The following is a 16009-nucleotide window of genomic DNA, read 5'->3' on the forward strand; positions in this document are numbered from 1 at the left end:
GAGATGCCTTTTGCTTTTTTTCAATTTTTATATTCTTGAAAATAAGTTTCTAGTTTTTGAAGCATTAATTCCAATGGATATTCAGCATAATATTCAAAAGTATGTTCTTTTATGTATTGTTCTGTATGCTTTTCGTAGATTTCAGGTTTTAAGTCTTTTAAATGAATAGAAACGTTTTTTGCTTCATTTTCAAATATTTGCCATGTTTCTTTTCTTACAGAAGGAGTAAAAATAGAGAAAGTCGGAACTTCAAGTGCTTTTGCCATATTTACTGCGCCTCCTTCATTTCCAATTAGCATCTCACATTGAGAAAGAATGGCCAAAAATTCTCGTAAATCGGTAGCGTATAAATCGAAAACAATATGTCTTTTAGTTTCTTCAGAACAATGATTGTAAACCTCTAAGGCTTGCTCTTTTTGGTTCGGAATATAATTAAAGAGAATAGTCGCATTTGTTTTTGCCACTGTAAAATCAATAATTTTTGCCATTCCGTCCAGCGGATATGTTTTATAATGTTCGCTTCCTAAAATTCCAAACATGATCAACGGTTTTTGAGGATCTACGTTGTAGCTGTTTAAAGTGTTTTTAGCCGCTGCAATTTCAGATTCTTTTAAAAAGATTTTCGGTTTTACGTTTGTTATCTTTTCAGAGAAGAATGGCTTTAGCAACATTAATCTGTTTTCAATTGCCAAACCAAATTCTGATTTTACGGCATCAAGACGTTTGTAGCTATAATTGTAAAAGATATTAGAGTACCATTTGTGGTAAGAAACTTTATATTTTGCTCCAGAAAAAAACGTGATTAAACTAGTTCCCAGTTTGCTGTAAACGTCTATTACTGCATCATATTTTTTTCTTCGAATCTCAAAAATGAATTTAATGAACTCAAAAGTCGATTTTCGAATTTTATTAGTCACCGGTATAATGTTGTCGATATTCGGATTTTCTATCAGTACATCAATCGAATTGGGATAACACATATAGTCAATTGTAGAATCTGGAAACTTGGTTTTAAGATTGTTGCAGATAATTGTGCTTGTTAAAACGTCTCCAATCCTTTTTTGCTGAATGACTAATATTCTCATTTTTTTTCTGTTCAATTTAGAAGGCTAAAGTACAAACTATTTTATGAAGTGTACAAGTGATGGTATTAATTAAGAGTAAACTAAATTAAAAGTTTTATTTTTGCAGTTAAGAAATTAAAAATTGACAATGGGAATTAGCGGTTTGGTTATTACTTTCAATGAAGAAAAAAACATTGGAAAATGTATAGATGCTTTATTTAAAGTTTGTGACGAAGTTATTATTGTAGACTCTTTCAGTAAAGATCGTACAGTAGAAATAGCTAAAGAAAAAGGAGCACAGGTTATTCAGCAGGTATTTTTAGGAGATGGTCCGCAGCGCACGCACGGATTGCCTTTTTGTAAAAATGACTGGATCTTAAATCTTGATGCGGATGAATTTTTGGATAAAGATGCAGAGAAATTCATTCTGAATAAAAAATATCTGGAAGGAAATTATGATGCTTTCAGTTTTAGGGTAAAAAACTTTTTAGCAGATAAATTGATTGATTTCTCGGGATGGTACCCAGATCATAAAGTTCGTTTTTTTAATAAGCAAACGGCACATCCTTCAGATTCTAAAGTGCATCAGAAAATTGTAACTCAAAATGAAAAAAAAGTTGCCGTACACATTCTTCATTACGGTTGGGATTCTTTAGACCAAATTATTGCAAAGAAGAACCAGTATTCTGGATGGCACGCGCAACAGCTATTTGATCAAGGAAAAAGAATAAATGCTTTTAAACCTGTTCTTAACGGAACTGTGGCTTTCATTCGTTGCTATTTCTTTAAAAAAGGAATTTTTAATGGACTTGACGGACTGTCAATCGCAATGATTCAGGCTTTTTTCTCTTATATGAAATATGCCAAGCTTTTGAAACTTCAAAAAAAGCTAAAATAAAAATACAAAACACGGATATTTATTTTTTTTGCTTAACTGAGCGCTTTTTTGGTTGGGCAAAAAAATAAGTGTTTTTGAGACGCTTTTTTATTTCTTCTAAAAAAGAGTTTTTGACTGCAATTATGTAATATTTACTTAATGTGTGATTGTGTTTTAATTGATTGAGAATCAACTATTTTAAAGGATTATAAAGCAAAAAATATCATGTATTTTATTGTAATATTATTTTTTGCTTAATTTTTTATTTTCTCATTAAACCATACTATTTATCTTATAGATTTGTAAGGAAAAAAGTATGTCAAAGTTGCCCATTTTAATGTATCATAACGTAGTTCAAGATGAAGCCCAATCTTTGAACTTAAGTATTTCTGTGTCAAAATTAGAGTCGCAATTAAAGTTTCTTAGCGACAATAATTACACAACATTTCATTTTAAGGATTTGGAGAATTTAAATCGTCTCCCTTCCAAAAGCATCATTATAACTTTTGATGATGTTACAGAATGTCAGCTTACATACGCAGTGCCTTTGCTTGAAAAATATAAACTCAAAGCTTCTTTTTTTGTGCCTTTTTCTTTCGTAGGAAATTTTGATTACTGGATTGAAGGGAAAGAAAAAATAATGAGCATTGAGCAATTGAAAGGGCTAAATAACAATTTAATTGAGTTGGGATACCATTCTTTTGAACATAAAAGATATAGTTCGTTATCAAAAGAAGAATTGGAAGCAGACTTTATTAAATCAAATAGCTTTATTAGAGAGCATCAATTAGATATAAAACCTGTTTTGGCATATCCTTTTGGCAATTACGCAAAGAAAGACGCCGAGTTTCAGGTTTTTGAAAAAATTATGCGCGAAAACGGCATAAACTATGGTTTGAGAATTGGAAACAGAGTAAATAAATTTCCTTTTAAAAATAATTATTTAGTCAAAAGAATTGATATTAAAGGGGAAGACAGTTTGTTTAGATTCAGGTTAAAATTAAAGGTTGGTAAACTTAAATTATTTTGAGAATTAAGCATGGAAATCAGTGGATTAGTTATTGCCTATAATGAGGAAAAAAATATAGGGAAATGTATAGATGCTCTGTTTAGAATTTGTGATGAAGTAATTGTTATAGATTCATTGAGTGCCGATAATACAGTAAAAATTGCAGAAGAAAAAGGCGCGAGAGTTATCTCTCAAGCGTTTTTAGGAGATGGACCTCAAAGAATTCATGGACTACAGTATTGTAAAAATGACTGGATTCTAAATCTGGATGCTGACGAGATTTTGGCCGAAGATGCCGAGAATTTTATATTGTCTGGAAAGTATAAAAATGAAAGTTTTGATGTTTTTACTTTTAGACTGTATAATTATTTAGGAAGAAAGAAAATCGATTTTGCGGGTTGGTATCCTGATAAAACAGCACGCTTTTTTAATAAAAAAACAGCTTCTCCTTCAAAAGACAGAGTGCATCAAAAGGTTTCGGGTAACCATAAGGCACACTTAAAAGTACATATACATCACTATGCGTGGGACAGTTTTGAGCAGTTTATTAGTAAGAAAAACTTATATTCGACTTGGCACGCCCAACAGCTTTACGACCAAGGCAAAAGAGTAAGTGGTTTTAAGCCCGTATTGAATGGAACGGTATCTTTTGTAAGATGTTATTTCTTTAAGAAGGGTTTTTTAAACGGATTGGATGGATTTACATTTTCGATGATGCAAGCCTCTTTCTCGTATATGAAATATGCCAAGCTCATAAAACTTCAAAAAAACAACAATTAAAAAAATCCAAATTCCGGCTGGAATTTGGATTTTTAATTTTAGGATTTTTTAAAATCTATACCGCAACATCGTACTCACGAAGTGCATTGTTTAAAGAAGTTTTTAAATCTGTAGACGGTTTGCGAGTTCCTATAATCAATGCGCAAGGAACTTGATATTCTCCTGCAGCAAATTTCTTAGTGTAGCTTCCAGGAATAACTACAGAACGAGCAGGCACATAACCTTTCATTTCAACTGGCTCATCACCTGTAACGTCGATAATTTTAGTAGATGCTGTCAGACATACATTAGCTCCAAGAACGGCTTCTTTACCAACATGAACACCTTCAACAACAATACAGCGAGAACCGATAAAAGCCCCGTCTTCAATAATTACTGGAGCAGCTTGCAATGGCTCAAGAACACCGCCAATACCAACACCACCGCTTAAGTGCACGTTTTTACCAATTTGAGCACAGCTTCCTACAGTTGCCCAAGTGTCAACCATTGTTCCTTCATCTACATACGCTCCAATGTTTACGTAGCTTGGCATTAAGATTACACCGCTTGAGATGTATGCGCCATAGCGAGCAACAGCATTTGGCACCACACGAATTCCTTTTTCAGCATAATTTCTTTTTAGCAACATTTTATCATGGTACTCAAAAATACCAGATTCCCATGTTTCCATTTTCTGAATCGGGAAATACATTACAACTGCTTTCTTAACCCATTCGTTTACCTGCCATTTGTCACCAACTGGTTCAGCAACACGTAATTTTCCTGCGTCTACCAATTCGATCACTTCTCTAATGGCATCAGTAGTTGTAGTTTCTTGCAATAAAGCTCTGTTTTCCCAAGCTTGTTCAATTATAGTCTGTAAAGAATTCATACGTTTAATTTTTTGGCAAAGATAACGTATTTGTAGAAATGCAAAAAAGCAAAACAGCCTGAAAATGTTACAAATTTAACTTTTTGTTTCTTATTTGTAGAAATGGATAAAATGCATAAGGGTTTTTAATTAATATAACTACCATTAAAGGTTTTTTTATATCATAATATGACAAAAGTCAGGATTTCTGTTTTTTCTTCACTTTAATTTCGCACTGTTGATCAACACACCATTCCATAAATAAAATCATATAAGCAGTAAAATATGAATCAAGAAAATCACCTTCAAAACAGAGTTATTATAGACAAAGAAGTAAGCTGGGATAAAACTCAGGTTATCATGAGTAAAACAAATGCATATGGCATTATAGAATATGCCAACGAAGTGTTTGTAGATGTTTGTGGTTATGAAGACTATGAATTAATGGGACAGCCTCATAATATCATACGTCACCCGGATATGCCAAAAGTAATCTTTAAAGTGCTTTGGGAAAATCTTAAAAATGGGAAAAACTTCCATGCTATTGTAAAAAACCTTGCAAAATCGGGAAGATACTATTGGGTAATTACAGATTTTGAAATTGCTCGAGACGAAAACGACGTTATTGTAAATTATTTCGGAAGAAGACAAGCAGTGCCGCAAGAAGTAATTGCGATGCACATTGAACCTTTGTATAAAAAATTATTGCAGATCGAAGCAGCAAGCGGAGTAGAATTTAGCGAAAAGTACTTGATCGGATTCTTAGAAGAGAGAAAGAGGACTTACGTCGAATATATTAAGGAGCTGATTTACGAGCATGAAAAGTCACAATCTAAGTTTGCTAATTATTCTGAAGAAGAGGATGGAGGAGAGGAAGAAGAACACAGAGGTTTTTTCAGCCGTTTGTTCGGAAGATAAATTGAGTTATTTTTTAGGTTTGAATATTTGGATAAAAGTCCGTCTTGAGTTTTCAGGGCGGATTTTTTTATTTCTTGATTTAAGAAAGCTCGAGGGGAATATTAAATTAAGTGATTGTTCAGTACAATATAATAGGTTGAAAAGGTTTATATTTGTATTGTAAAATGAAAGCGTTATGGAAGCAATTAGATTAGAATTTCTGCCAGAAATCAGAGAGAAAGTGCTTAAGTTATTAAGTGAGTTTTCTCCTAGCGAATTGACAATTATAGAAGAAGATTCTGATTTTGAAAATGATAAAAGTAAAGTGCAGGCAGCTTATGCTAAATTAAAAAGTGGCAATGAAAAGTTGTATTCAATTGATGAAGTAGATTCAATTTTAGACGATACATTTTCTCAATATGACAATTAGAATTTCGAATGAATTTTTAAAATTATTAAAAGAACAAGTTCATTATATTTATAAAGATAAACCTAAAGCAGCGCTAAAGTTTAGGAAAGATTTGCTTAGAAATATTAAAAAAGATTTAAAACATCCCTTTCTTTTTAAAAAATCAAGATATTTTGATAATGAAAACATTAGGGATTATGTTTTTAAAGGTTACGTTTCTGTTTATGAGATTAATATCGATAAAAACATTGTTTTTATTTTCGGTTTTATAAAATATAGAGACTCCATTTAAAGATTAAAATTTCACTTTTTAATCTTTATATAAAAACTTCACACCATGCCAAGAATCCTTTCCATAGATTACGGACAAAAACGCACAGGAATTGCAGTGACAGACGAAATGCAGATTATTGCTTCGGGCTTAACCACAATTCCGACCCATACTTTGATTGACTTTTTGAAAGATTATTTTGCTAAAGAAAAAGTTGAAGCGGTTTTGATTGGCGAACCAAAACAAATGAACGGCCAGCCATCTGAAAGTGCTTCTGTGATTAATGGTTTTGCAAAGCATTTTTCGAATATCTTTCCAGATATGAAAGTGATTCGCGTTGACGAGCGTTTTACTTCAAAAATGGCATTTCAAACCATGATCGACAGCGGTTTAAGTAAAAAACAGCGTCAGAATAAAGGTTTAATAGACGAAATTTCCGCCACAATTTTGCTTCAAGATTATCTTTCCGCAAAAAAATAGCGCTGTTCACCGTATTTTTTATTTATAATTTAATGGTTTTTAGAAAATCCTAACTTTTATCATCTAAAAATTAGTTTTTTTTTGCAATTAAAAAAGTACCTTTGCACTTTAAATAAAAATACTGTTATGCCTGACGAAACCATACGTTCAAATAGTGATGTAGTACTCATTGGCGCTGGAATAATGAGTGCCACTCTCGGAGTAATTTTGAAAGAATTACAACCAGATATAAAAATTGAAATTTACGAAAGATTAGATGTTGCTGCAGCAGAAAGCTCTGATGCTTGGAATAATGCAGGAACTGGACACTCTGCTTTTTGTGAACTAAATTATACTCCAGAAAAGGCAGACGGAAGCATAGATCCTAAAAAAGCAATAAGCATAGCAGAATCATTTGAGATTTCTCGCCAGTTTTGGTCTTACTTAGTACAGCAGAATAAAGTGCCGTCTCCGGATAATTTTATTAAAAGCGTGCCTCATATGAGTTTTGTGTGGGGAGATAAAAACGTAAATTATTTAAAAAAGAGGTTTGAAGCGCTTCAAAGCAACCCAATCTTTGCTGACATGACTTTTAGCACCGATTTTGAACAGCTTCAAAAATGGATGCCATTAGTTATGGAAGGAAGAACTGCTGACGAAAAATTAGCAGCAACACATATGGAAATTGGTACCGATGTTAATTTTGGTGCTTTAACAAGAAGTATGTTTAATTATTTAGAAAAACTAGACGGCGTTTCTCTGTTCTTCAATCACGAAGTTAAAAAGCTAAAACAGCGCGAAGACAAATCTTGGAGAATTAAAATTAAAGATTTATCGACAGGAAAAACTCGTAAAGCTTATACAAAATTTGTGTTTATTGGTGCAGGAGGGGGTTCTCTTCCTTTATTGGAAAAAGCCAATGTTCCAGAAGGAAATGGATATGGAGGTTTCCCTGTAAGCGGGCAATGGCTGAAATGCACCAACCCAGAAGTAATCGCAAAACACCAGGCAAAAGTGTACGGAAAAGCAAGTGTTGGAGCTCCTCCAATGTCTGTTCCGCATATAGATACACGTGTAATTGATGGAGAAAAAGCGCTTCTTTTTGGACCATTTGCAGGATTCTCAACGCGTTTCCTTAAAAACGGTTCTTATTTAGATTTGCCAATGTCTATTAAGCCTAATAACTTAATTCCGATGCTTGCTGCAGGATATCATAATATTCCATTAACGAAATATTTGATCGAGCAAGTGCGTCAGTCTCCAAAAGACAGAATGAAGGCATTACGCGAATATCTTCCAACAGCTCGCTCAAAAGACTGGAAATTAGAAAAAGCAGGACAGCGTGTTCAGGTTATTAAAAAAGATGAAAAAGAAGGTGGAGTTTTAGAATTTGGTACAGAAGTGATCAATACGCACGACGGAACTTTAGCAGTTTTATTAGGTGCTTCTCCAGGTGCTTCTACAGCTGTAGCAATTATGGTTGATTTGGTAAGCAGATGTTTTACTCATCAAATTAAATCGCCAGAATGGCAGGCAAAATTAAAAACAATGATTCCGTCTTACGGGCAGACGTTAAATGATAAGCCAGAGCTTTTAGAAAAATTAAGAAAACAAACAGCAGAAGTTTTAAAATTAAAGTAAGCTTCAATATTGAATATAAAAAAAACAAATCCAGATGAATTAATCTGGATTTGTTGCTTTTAAGTCGGTTGTGTTTTTTAGAATTTTTTCTGCCAGATTGCTCATCCAGATTAATTGCTCGATTACCATTTGCGCTTCTTGCATTTTTGCCTGGCGGGTTTCTTTATCCAAATCATCATCCTCAGCCAAACGCGTAAAATGTTTGCGCTTTAATTCTTCAAATTGTAAAGTCACATCTTCTTTTTCAAAAAAAGTATCCTGTACCACAACTTCGTTTCTTAAAACAGAAATAGAATGATCCAAATTGGCTAGAATAGTTTTAATGATATAATTAAAAGAATCTGATGCAGAAGTAGTCTGATGCGACTGAATATAAGTTGACAACGATGCTAAAGCAGATAACAGAGAATGATTTAAAACTACTAGTTTGTTTACCAAAGGCATTGTTTTTTGCTTTGATTTTGGTTCCTGCATCATACGCTGAAAAGAGGTCATTAAATTTCCTATTTCGACAAAAGCGTTTTTTCGTGCTAAACGATACGAAGTAGGAACTTCTCCTTTTTTATTATAAAAATCTGCAATTTCTTTTAGGTAATTTCTATTGGCCCGAATGGTATTCTCAATATGAATGGGCGTATTGATAAATTCCCAAGCTGGCCATAAAAACTGATTGGCAATAAAAGCCAAAATTGCTCCAGCAAGCGAATCTAATATTCTGTATTGAATTACCTCATTCACATCAGGAGTCAGAATTCCGTAGATAAAAACGACATACATCGTAACAAATGTTGCACTGATCTTATAATTGATTTGGGTAAATGAAATTCCCAAAAGCATACATATAATAGAGAAAATACTCAGCGCTACGTGATTTTGAATAACAGATACAATTCCAAAAGCAATAATCCCTCCCAGAACAGTACCGAACATTCTGTTGTAGGAGCGCTCTTTTGTCAGTCCATAACCAGGGCGCATAATTACGACAATCGTGAGCAGGATCCAATACACATTTTGGAATGGCAAAACTTGTCCGAGAAAAAAACCGATCAAAATGGTAATGGTCAATCGTATCGAATGCCTGAAAATGGAAGATGAATAGCTTAAGTTTTCAATTAAAGTTCTAAGCGGATAATATTGTGGCGTAAGAAATTTTTCGAGCTCCTTATCTTTGTCTTTCAATTTATAAGACTGCATTGCTAAAGAAAGCGCTCGCTGTATCGTTTTTATTTTGCCAACCTGATTTTTAGCATATTTCAGCATATTGGTCAGCATAAGTACGCCTTCTGCGGCTTCTTCTTTTCCTAAAGTTTTTTCATAATCAAATATGGCAAACTCTAGAGCATCCAATTCATTTTTCAAATCATGCTTGTCAACATAGGTGCTAATGTGATTAACGTTTTTGGATAGCTTTTTGAGCGTCGAAGCCAGTTTGTAGGCAACATTTTGATACGTTCTTAAAACGTCAGGATGTTTAGCAAATTTTTGATGAAGTTTGCTATGATCAAAAGAAGTGTATAGTGCCAATTCTTGAATTTCAACCAGCGTAATAAAAACCAAAAGCATTTTTCGGTTCTGGCTTGTAGTTCCAGATGTGTTTTGGTTTCCAATCAGCATTTTTCTTAAATCTTCATGAATAAGATTCAATTCTACCTGTACAGCCAGCTGTTTTTCTATAATTGTCTGTCTTTTGGCTTCAGGACTCCACAAATCGCCTCTTAATTTGAGATATTTGGCAGTAAGTTTTATTCCCTCGGCAATTTGCAATTCCACATATTTATATGGCTGTACAAAATGAAAAACCAGAGACACTATTAAATATAGGATACCTCCAATAAAAATAAAACCTGAGTATTCAAAAGCCTCCCAGCCTTCGTGCAAATGACCAAAAGATAGAGAAATGGATAATAAGGCAGAGAAAGATATTAAAGTGGCTCGCTGTCCGTAAACTGAAATCATAGAACATAAAAACAGAAGAAAGCCTAAAAAAATATAAAATAGAAAAGGAAACGGATAAACGAGATTCACCAAAAGATTTACGCCCGAAACAATAAAAGAAGCCGCAATTAATCCTTTTATTTTATGGCTGAGAGAACTCGGAATATCGCTGGGATAGGTATAAAAAGCGCCAAGTGCAATAGTAAAACCTATTTCAAAATGACCTAAAAAATTTAAAACTAAAACAGGAACAACAGAAGCAATAGTTACTTTAGAGGCATTTAGAAAGGAAGTACTGTTGGTAAATTTCGAAATCTTATCAATCATAAAAAGAGGTTTACTAACAAAGGTAAGAATTGTAGGAGTGATTTTGGCATAATTATAGATGAGTTTTTTGAGTAGCTTGTAAAAAATACGATATAATGTAGCATAAGAATTATTCATTGACTATTTTTTACTATTTTTGCCAGCTGAAATATCAGAACTTAAATTCTGATTTTGCAGCACATTAAAACATAAATAAAAACAAATGATTTTACCAATTGTAGGATACGGTGATCCTGTTTTAAGAAAAGTAGGGCAGGATATTACACCAGAATATCCAAACCTAAAAGAAACGATCGCAAATATGTACGAGACGATGTACAATGCGTATGGAGTTGGACTTGCAGCACCGCAGGTTGGACTGCCAATTCGTTTGTTTGTGATAGATACAACGCCTTTTAGTGATGATGAGGATCTTCCTTCAGAGGAGCAAAAAGATTTAGATGGCTTTAAGAAGACTTTTATCAATGCTAAAATCGTTAAAGAAGAAGGAGAAGAGTGGGGATTTAATGAAGGCTGTTTGAGTATTCCTGATGTGCGTGAAGACGTTTACAGAAAACCAACCGTTACAATCGAATATTGTGAAGAAGATTTTGTAATGAAAACGGAAGTATTCGACGGATTAATCGCAAGAGTTATTCAGCATGAATACGACCACATTGAAGGAATCTTGTTTACAGATAAAATATCATCTCTAAAAAAGCGTTTGATCCAAAAGAAATTGAAAAATATTACTGAAGGTAAAACATCTCAGGAATATAGAATGAAATTTTACGCAGCTAAAAAAGCAAGATAAGTTTTCTAAATGCTTAGAAACAAAAAATAAATAAAATTCTTAATACTAATTTTAATAAAAATGAATTTAACGAAAATTTTAGCCATTTCAGGAAAACCAGGTTTATACGAATTAAAAGTACAAACTCGTACAGGTTTTGTGGCGGAATCATTAATTGATGGGAAGAAGATTACTGTAAATCTAAAAAGCAATGTAAGTTTATTGTCTGAAATTTCGATTTATACATATGAAGGCGAAAAACCGTTAACTGAAGTAATGCAGCAGATTGCCGTTAAAGAAAATAAAGGACAAGCGATCTCTCATAAAGAAGATAACGCTACTCTGTCTGCTTATTTTAAACAAATTCTTCCTGATTACGATGAAGAAAGAGTTTATCCATCAGATATCAAAAAAGTATTAAGCTGGTACAACACGCTTCAAGCAAAAGGTTTGGTTACAGATTTGGCTCCTGCAGCTGAAGAACCAAAAGAAGAAGCTCCAGTTGCTGCTGAAAAACCTAAAAAAGCTCCAGCAGCTAAAAAAGCAAAAGCTAAAAAAGAAGAATAGTCTTTTTTCTTTAAACATAAAATAATCCTGTTAAGATGTTTTCTTGACAGGATTTTTTAATTTTACAAAATCGAGTTTAAATCAAAAGAAACTTCAAAATGAGTAGAGAAAACCAGTTAAAAGCATTTGAAAGATTATTAAATATCATGGATGAACTTCGTGAACAATGTCCGTGGGATAAAAAGCAGACCCTTCAGACGTTAAGGCATTTAACAATCGAAGAGACCTACGAGCTGGGAGATGCTATTTTGGATAATGATTTAAATGAAGTTAAAAAAGAATTAGGAGACTTACTCCTTCATATTGTTTTTTATGCTAAAATAGGCAGTGAGACAAACGATTTTGACATTGCAGATGTTTGCAATGAAATCTGTGAAAAATTGATTCACCGTCACCCGCATATTTATGGAGATGTGAAGGTAGAAAATGAGGAAGAAGTAAAACAAAATTGGGAAAAACTAAAGCTCAAAGAAGGCAAGAAATCGGTTTTAGAAGGCGTTCCTAGAAGTCTTCCGGCAATGGTTAAGGCGAGCCGTATTCAAGACAAAGTAAAAGGAGTAGGGTTTGATTGGGAAGAACCTCATCAGGTTTGGGATAAAGTGCAAGAAGAATTGCAGGAATTGGAAGACGAAGTAAAAACAGGAGATCAGGATAAAATTGAAGACGAGTTTGGAGATGTCTTGTTTTCTATGATTAATTACGCTCGATTTTTGAATGTAAACCCAGAAGATGCGTTAGAAAGAACCAATAAAAAGTTTATAAAACGTTTTCAGTACTTGGAAAGCAAAGCAAACGAATTAGGAAAGCCATTAATGGATATGACCCTTACAGAAATGGATGTTTTCTGGAATGAAGCTAAGAAACTCTAGTTGTCGGCCAATTTCTTTAAAGCGCGAACATCTTTAAGCATAATTTTTTTACCGACTAATTCTATTAATCCCAGTTTGTTAAAATCAGATAATAGACGAATACAGCTTTCTGTTGCCGTGCCAATAATGCCGGCTAGCTCTTCTCTTGTTAGCTGTACTTTAAGTGTTTTATCGGTGTCTTCGCCAAATTCATCGTGCAGGTGCAGCAAAGTTTCGGCAAGCCTCTGCTTAACCGTTTTTTGAACTAAGGCAATTTTTTCGTTCTCAGATTCCTTTAAATCTTCGCAGACAGACTGCATCATATTTAAAGAAAACTGATTGTTATTATTAAAGAAATTGATGATTTCAGTTTTAGGAATAAAACAAACTTCCATGTCGGCAATTGCTTTTGCAGTCAAATTTGCAGGCTCATTGCTAATCATAGAACGCTGTCCAAGAAGTTCGCCAGATTTTACCAATTTTACAATTTGGTCTTTTCCGTTTGCACTCAGTTTTGAAAGTTTTCCAACACCGTCTTTTACGCAGAAAACACCATTGGTTACTTCGCCTTCTTCAAAAAGAGCTTCACCTTTTTTAATTTTGTAAGTTGTTTTACTGCTGGCTAATTTAATAACTTCTTCTTTATTAAGGGCTTTTAATGAGCTTAGCTGGCGTACAATGCATTGATCACATTTACTCATGACAATATTTGTTTGCTGCAAAAATAAGGATATTTAGGGGTTTTAACCATCATTATAAGGTAAATTTATTATAAATTAGGGTCAGCGCTCTTTTGAGCTTTTTATTTTATAAATTTAGTATTCCAATTTCAAAATAATATGACAATTATCATCTTAATAATTGTGCTTTAATTGGAAATTTGTGACAAATAAAAACAAGTTTATGAGGGAGCAAAGCTGTTTTCATTGTGGTTTGACTATTGAACAAAATGAAGAAATTGATTTTGATGATAAAAAGTTTTGTTGTACTGGCTGTAAAACAGTTTACGAAATTTTCAGTAGCAACGACCTGACATCTTATTATGATTTTGAAAAGTCTCCTGGAGCCACACCGCAAGATATCAAAGGGAAATATGATTTTTTGGACAATGAAGCTATATTGGCAAAGGTTTTGGAATTTCAGGAAGGAAACACTTCAATTGCTTCGTTGAATATTCCGCATATCCATTGCAGTTCTTGCATCTGGATTTTAGAAAACCTAAATCGTCTTCAGCCCGGAATTAGCATTTCTCAAGTTAATTTTCACGAAAAGAAAGTTAGAATTACCTTTAATTCTGATGTGGTCTCTTTAAAAGAAATCGTATATCTCTTAAGTTCGATAGGCTATGAGCCCTATATTAGTTTAGAAAATTATGGAACTGCAAAAGCAAAAGTAGACAGAAGTCTAACCTATAAATTGGGTGTTGCTTTTTTTTGCTTTGGGAATATTATGCTGCTTTCATTTCCAGAATATTTCGAAATGAAAGAATTCTGGCTCGATAGCTACAAACCGTTTTTCAGACTGCTTATTTTTCTTTTAGCCTTACCAAGCTTCTTGTATTCGGCAAGCGGATATTATGTTTCTGCGTATCATAGTATTAAAACCAGAATGCTCAATATTGATATTCCGATCGCTTTAGGAATTATCGTGATGTTTGTGCGCAGCACCTATGATATGGTCATGGATCACGGTCCTGGTTTTTTTGACAGTTTGGCCAGTTTAGTATTCTTTATGCTTCTCGGTAAAATGTTTCAAACTAAAACTTATAGTTTTTTAAGTTTCGAAAGAGATTTTAAATCCTATTTCCCGATTGCCGTTACAAAAATCAATAAAAATGCATCAGAAGAAAATGTTGCGATTTATGACGTATTAAAGGGAGACCGATTGCTAATAAGAAATCAGGAGCTTATTCCTGTTGACGGAATTCTCATTAGCGAAAGCGCAGAAATTGATTATAGTTTTGTTACTGGAGAGGCGGTGCCAATTACCAAGAAATCTGGAGATAAAGTCTTTGCAGGAGGAAAACAGATTGGTAAAGTCATAGAAATGGAAGTGTTGAATTCTGTTTCTCAAAGTTACTTAACCCAATTATGGAGCAACGAAATTTTTCAGAAAAAAGTAGACCAAAAACACAAAACCATAACAGATGCAATAAGTCGATATTTTACCCCCATTTTATTGCTCATTGCATTTGCTGGTTTTGGCTATTGGATTTTTATAGATGCCAATATTGCTTTTAACGTTTTTACGGCAGTATTGATCGTTGCTTGTCCGTGCGCATTGGCTCTAACTGCTCCTTTTACTTTTGGAAACATATTGCGAATTTTGGGCAAAAAGAAATTTTATTTAAAAAATGCTATTGTAATTGAGCAGCTTGCCAAAGTTGATACTATTGTTTTTGATAAAACAGGAACCATTACAACCAACAAAAAATCTAATATAATGTATGAAGGAAACCCTATTTCAGATTCAGATATTGTATTGATTAAAAATGTATTGAGAGGCTCAAATCATCCGTTAAGCCGAATGCTTTATGATTTTCTGCCTGAAGCAAAACGCATCAATATAGAAGACTTTCAGGAAATTACAGGAAAAGGAATTTTGGCAATTGCTGAAAATAAAGAAATTAAAGTTGGTTCTGGACAATTCGTAGATGATATAGTTGCAGATGGTTCGGAAATTGAAAAAACAGCATTACACATTAAGATAGGAGGCATTTATTTTGGAAAATTTACTTTCCAGAATCAATATCGAGAAGGTTTAGAAGCGCTTTTTGCAAAGCTGAGCAAAGATTACCAAATCAAAGTGCTCTCTGGCGATAATGATGGCGAAAGATTAAATTTAGAAGCCATTTTGCCAAAAGGCACCGAATTGATATTCAATCAAAAGCCAGAGCAAAAGCTCGAATATATAAAAAAGCTTCAGGAAAAAGGACAAAATGTAATGATGGTCGGTGATGGACTCAATGATGCTGGAGCGCTCGCTCAAAGTAATGTTGGGGTTTCCATATCTGAAAATGTGAATGTCTTTTCGCCTGCTTGTGATGCAATCTTAGACGCAGCAGAATTTTCGCGCCTCAATTACTTTTTAAAACTTTCCCATAAAGCCATTTTGATCATAAAAATGAGTTTTGCTTTGTCATTGCTTTATAACGTTGTTGGGCTTGCTTTTGCGGTTACAGGAAATCTTCTTCCGCTGGTTGCTGCGATCATCATGCCATTGAGTACAATTACCATTGTGAGTTTTGTGACTTTTATGTCTAACTATTTCAGTAACAGAAATTTAGAATGATTATAAATTATT

General features: G+C 33.5%; 16 protein-coding genes. 12 read left to right on the top strand and 4 right to left on the bottom strand.

The genetic code is table 11. The features are described from left to right. Nucleotides 1-20: 20 nt before the first annotated feature. The gene (locus tag N4T20_RS12500) at nt 21-1085 is read right to left on the bottom strand and encodes a glycosyltransferase family 9 protein (RefSeq protein ID WP_260669483.1); all 1065 of its coding nucleotides are present in this window, start codon (nt 1083-1085) and stop codon (nt 21-23) included. Nucleotides 1086-1212: 127 nt separating this feature from the next. On the opposite strand from N4T20_RS12500, the gene N4T20_RS12505 reads away from it, so the two are divergent. The 3 genes from N4T20_RS12505 (at nt 1213) to N4T20_RS12515 (ending at nt 3730) form a co-directional block, all read left to right on the top strand. Continuing rightward, nucleotides 1213-1962: a glycosyltransferase family 2 protein gene (locus tag N4T20_RS12505; protein ID WP_260669484.1), complete on the top strand. Its 750-nt coding sequence runs from the start codon at nt 1213-1215 to the stop codon at nt 1960-1962. 295 nt (nt 1963-2257) lie between these two features. Beyond that, nucleotides 2258-2971: a polysaccharide deacetylase family protein gene (locus tag N4T20_RS12510; protein ID WP_260669485.1), complete on the top strand. Its 714-nt coding sequence runs from the start codon at nt 2258-2260 to the stop codon at nt 2969-2971. 9 nt (nt 2972-2980) lie between these two features. Continuing rightward, nucleotides 2981-3730 carry a glycosyltransferase family 2 protein gene (locus N4T20_RS12515; RefSeq protein ID WP_260669486.1) on the top strand — a complete coding sequence of 250 codons (750 nt, stop codon included), beginning with the start codon at nt 2981-2983 and terminating at the stop codon, nt 3728-3730. Nucleotides 3731-3785: 55 nt separating this feature from the next. On the opposite strand, the gene N4T20_RS12520 is transcribed toward N4T20_RS12515, so the two are convergent. After that, nucleotides 3786-4601 carry a 2,3,4,5-tetrahydropyridine-2,6-dicarboxylate N-succinyltransferase gene (locus N4T20_RS12520; protein ID WP_008462641.1) on the bottom strand — a complete coding sequence of 272 codons (816 nt, stop codon included), beginning with the start codon at nt 4599-4601 and terminating at the stop codon, nt 3786-3788. A 264-nt stretch (nt 4602-4865) separates the two neighbouring features. On the opposite strand from N4T20_RS12520, the gene N4T20_RS12525 reads away from it, so the two are divergent. The 5 genes from N4T20_RS12525 to N4T20_RS12545 all read left to right on the top strand — a co-directional run bounded on the left by N4T20_RS12525 (nt 4866) and on the right by N4T20_RS12545 (nt 8257). Continuing rightward, on the top strand, nt 4866-5498 hold the full coding sequence (locus N4T20_RS12525) for a PAS domain-containing protein (protein WP_260669487.1): 633 nt from the start codon (nt 4866-4868) through the stop codon (nt 5496-5498). Between the two features lie 175 nt (nt 5499-5673). Further along, nucleotides 5674-5907: a hypothetical protein gene (locus tag N4T20_RS12530; protein ID WP_260669488.1), complete on the top strand. Its 234-nt coding sequence runs from the start codon at nt 5674-5676 to the stop codon at nt 5905-5907. Beyond that, on the top strand, nt 5897-6178 hold the full coding sequence (locus N4T20_RS12535; protein WP_260669489.1) for a type II toxin-antitoxin system RelE/ParE family toxin: 282 nt from the start codon (nt 5897-5899) through the stop codon (nt 6176-6178). The genes N4T20_RS12530 and N4T20_RS12535 overlap by 11 nt, the downstream gene beginning before the upstream one ends. Nucleotides 6179-6223: 45 nt before the next feature. Then, a complete protein-coding gene (gene ruvX, locus N4T20_RS12540; RefSeq protein WP_008462647.1) occupies nt 6224-6637 on the top strand; it encodes a Holliday junction resolvase RuvX in 414 nt (137 codons plus the stop codon). A gap of 126 nt (nt 6638-6763) precedes the next feature. Further along, nucleotides 6764-8257: a malate:quinone oxidoreductase gene (locus N4T20_RS12545; RefSeq protein WP_260669490.1), complete on the top strand. Its 1494-nt coding sequence runs from the start codon at nt 6764-6766 to the stop codon at nt 8255-8257. Nucleotides 8258-8296: 39 nt separating this feature from the next. Here N4T20_RS12545 and N4T20_RS12550 read toward each other — a convergent pair whose 3' ends face one another. Next, complete coding sequence (locus tag N4T20_RS12550) at nt 8297-10519, bottom strand: FUSC family membrane protein (protein ID WP_260669491.1); 2223 nt, start codon at nt 10517-10519, stop codon at nt 8297-8299. A gap of 202 nt (nt 10520-10721) precedes the next feature. Here N4T20_RS12550 and def point away from each other — a divergent pair, with 202 nt between their 5' ends. The 3 genes from def (at nt 10722) to mazG (ending at nt 12727) form a co-directional block, all read left to right on the top strand. Beyond that, entirely contained in the window at nt 10722-11312 is a 591-nt protein-coding gene (gene def / locus N4T20_RS12555; protein ID WP_260669492.1) for a peptide deformylase, read from the top strand. Between the two features lie 60 nt (nt 11313-11372). Further along, nucleotides 11373-11858: a DUF5606 domain-containing protein gene (locus N4T20_RS12560; RefSeq protein WP_008462651.1), complete on the top strand. Its 486-nt coding sequence runs from the start codon at nt 11373-11375 to the stop codon at nt 11856-11858. 98 nt (nt 11859-11956) lie between these two features. Next, complete coding sequence (gene mazG, locus N4T20_RS12565) at nt 11957-12727, top strand: nucleoside triphosphate pyrophosphohydrolase (protein WP_260669493.1); 771 nt, start codon at nt 11957-11959, stop codon at nt 12725-12727. On the opposite strand, the gene N4T20_RS12570 is transcribed toward mazG, so the two are convergent. Continuing rightward, the gene (locus N4T20_RS12570) at nt 12724-13407 is read right to left on the bottom strand and encodes a Crp/Fnr family transcriptional regulator (RefSeq protein WP_260669494.1); all 684 of its coding nucleotides are present in this window, start codon (nt 13405-13407) and stop codon (nt 12724-12726) included. The two genes, mazG and N4T20_RS12570, sit on opposite strands and share 4 nt — an antisense overlap. Before the next feature lie 202 nt (nt 13408-13609). Here N4T20_RS12570 and N4T20_RS12575 point away from each other — a divergent pair, with 202 nt between their 5' ends. Continuing rightward, a complete protein-coding gene (locus N4T20_RS12575; protein ID WP_260669495.1) occupies nt 13610-15997 on the top strand; it encodes a heavy metal translocating P-type ATPase metal-binding domain-containing protein in 2388 nt (795 codons plus the stop codon). The last annotated feature ends 12 nt before the right edge of the window (nt 15998-16009 follow it).

Origin of the sequence: Flavobacterium sp. TR2 (assembly GCF_025252405.1) — a bacterium.
In the GTDB taxonomy this organism is placed as follows: domain Bacteria; phylum Bacteroidota; class Bacteroidia; order Flavobacteriales; family Flavobacteriaceae; genus Flavobacterium.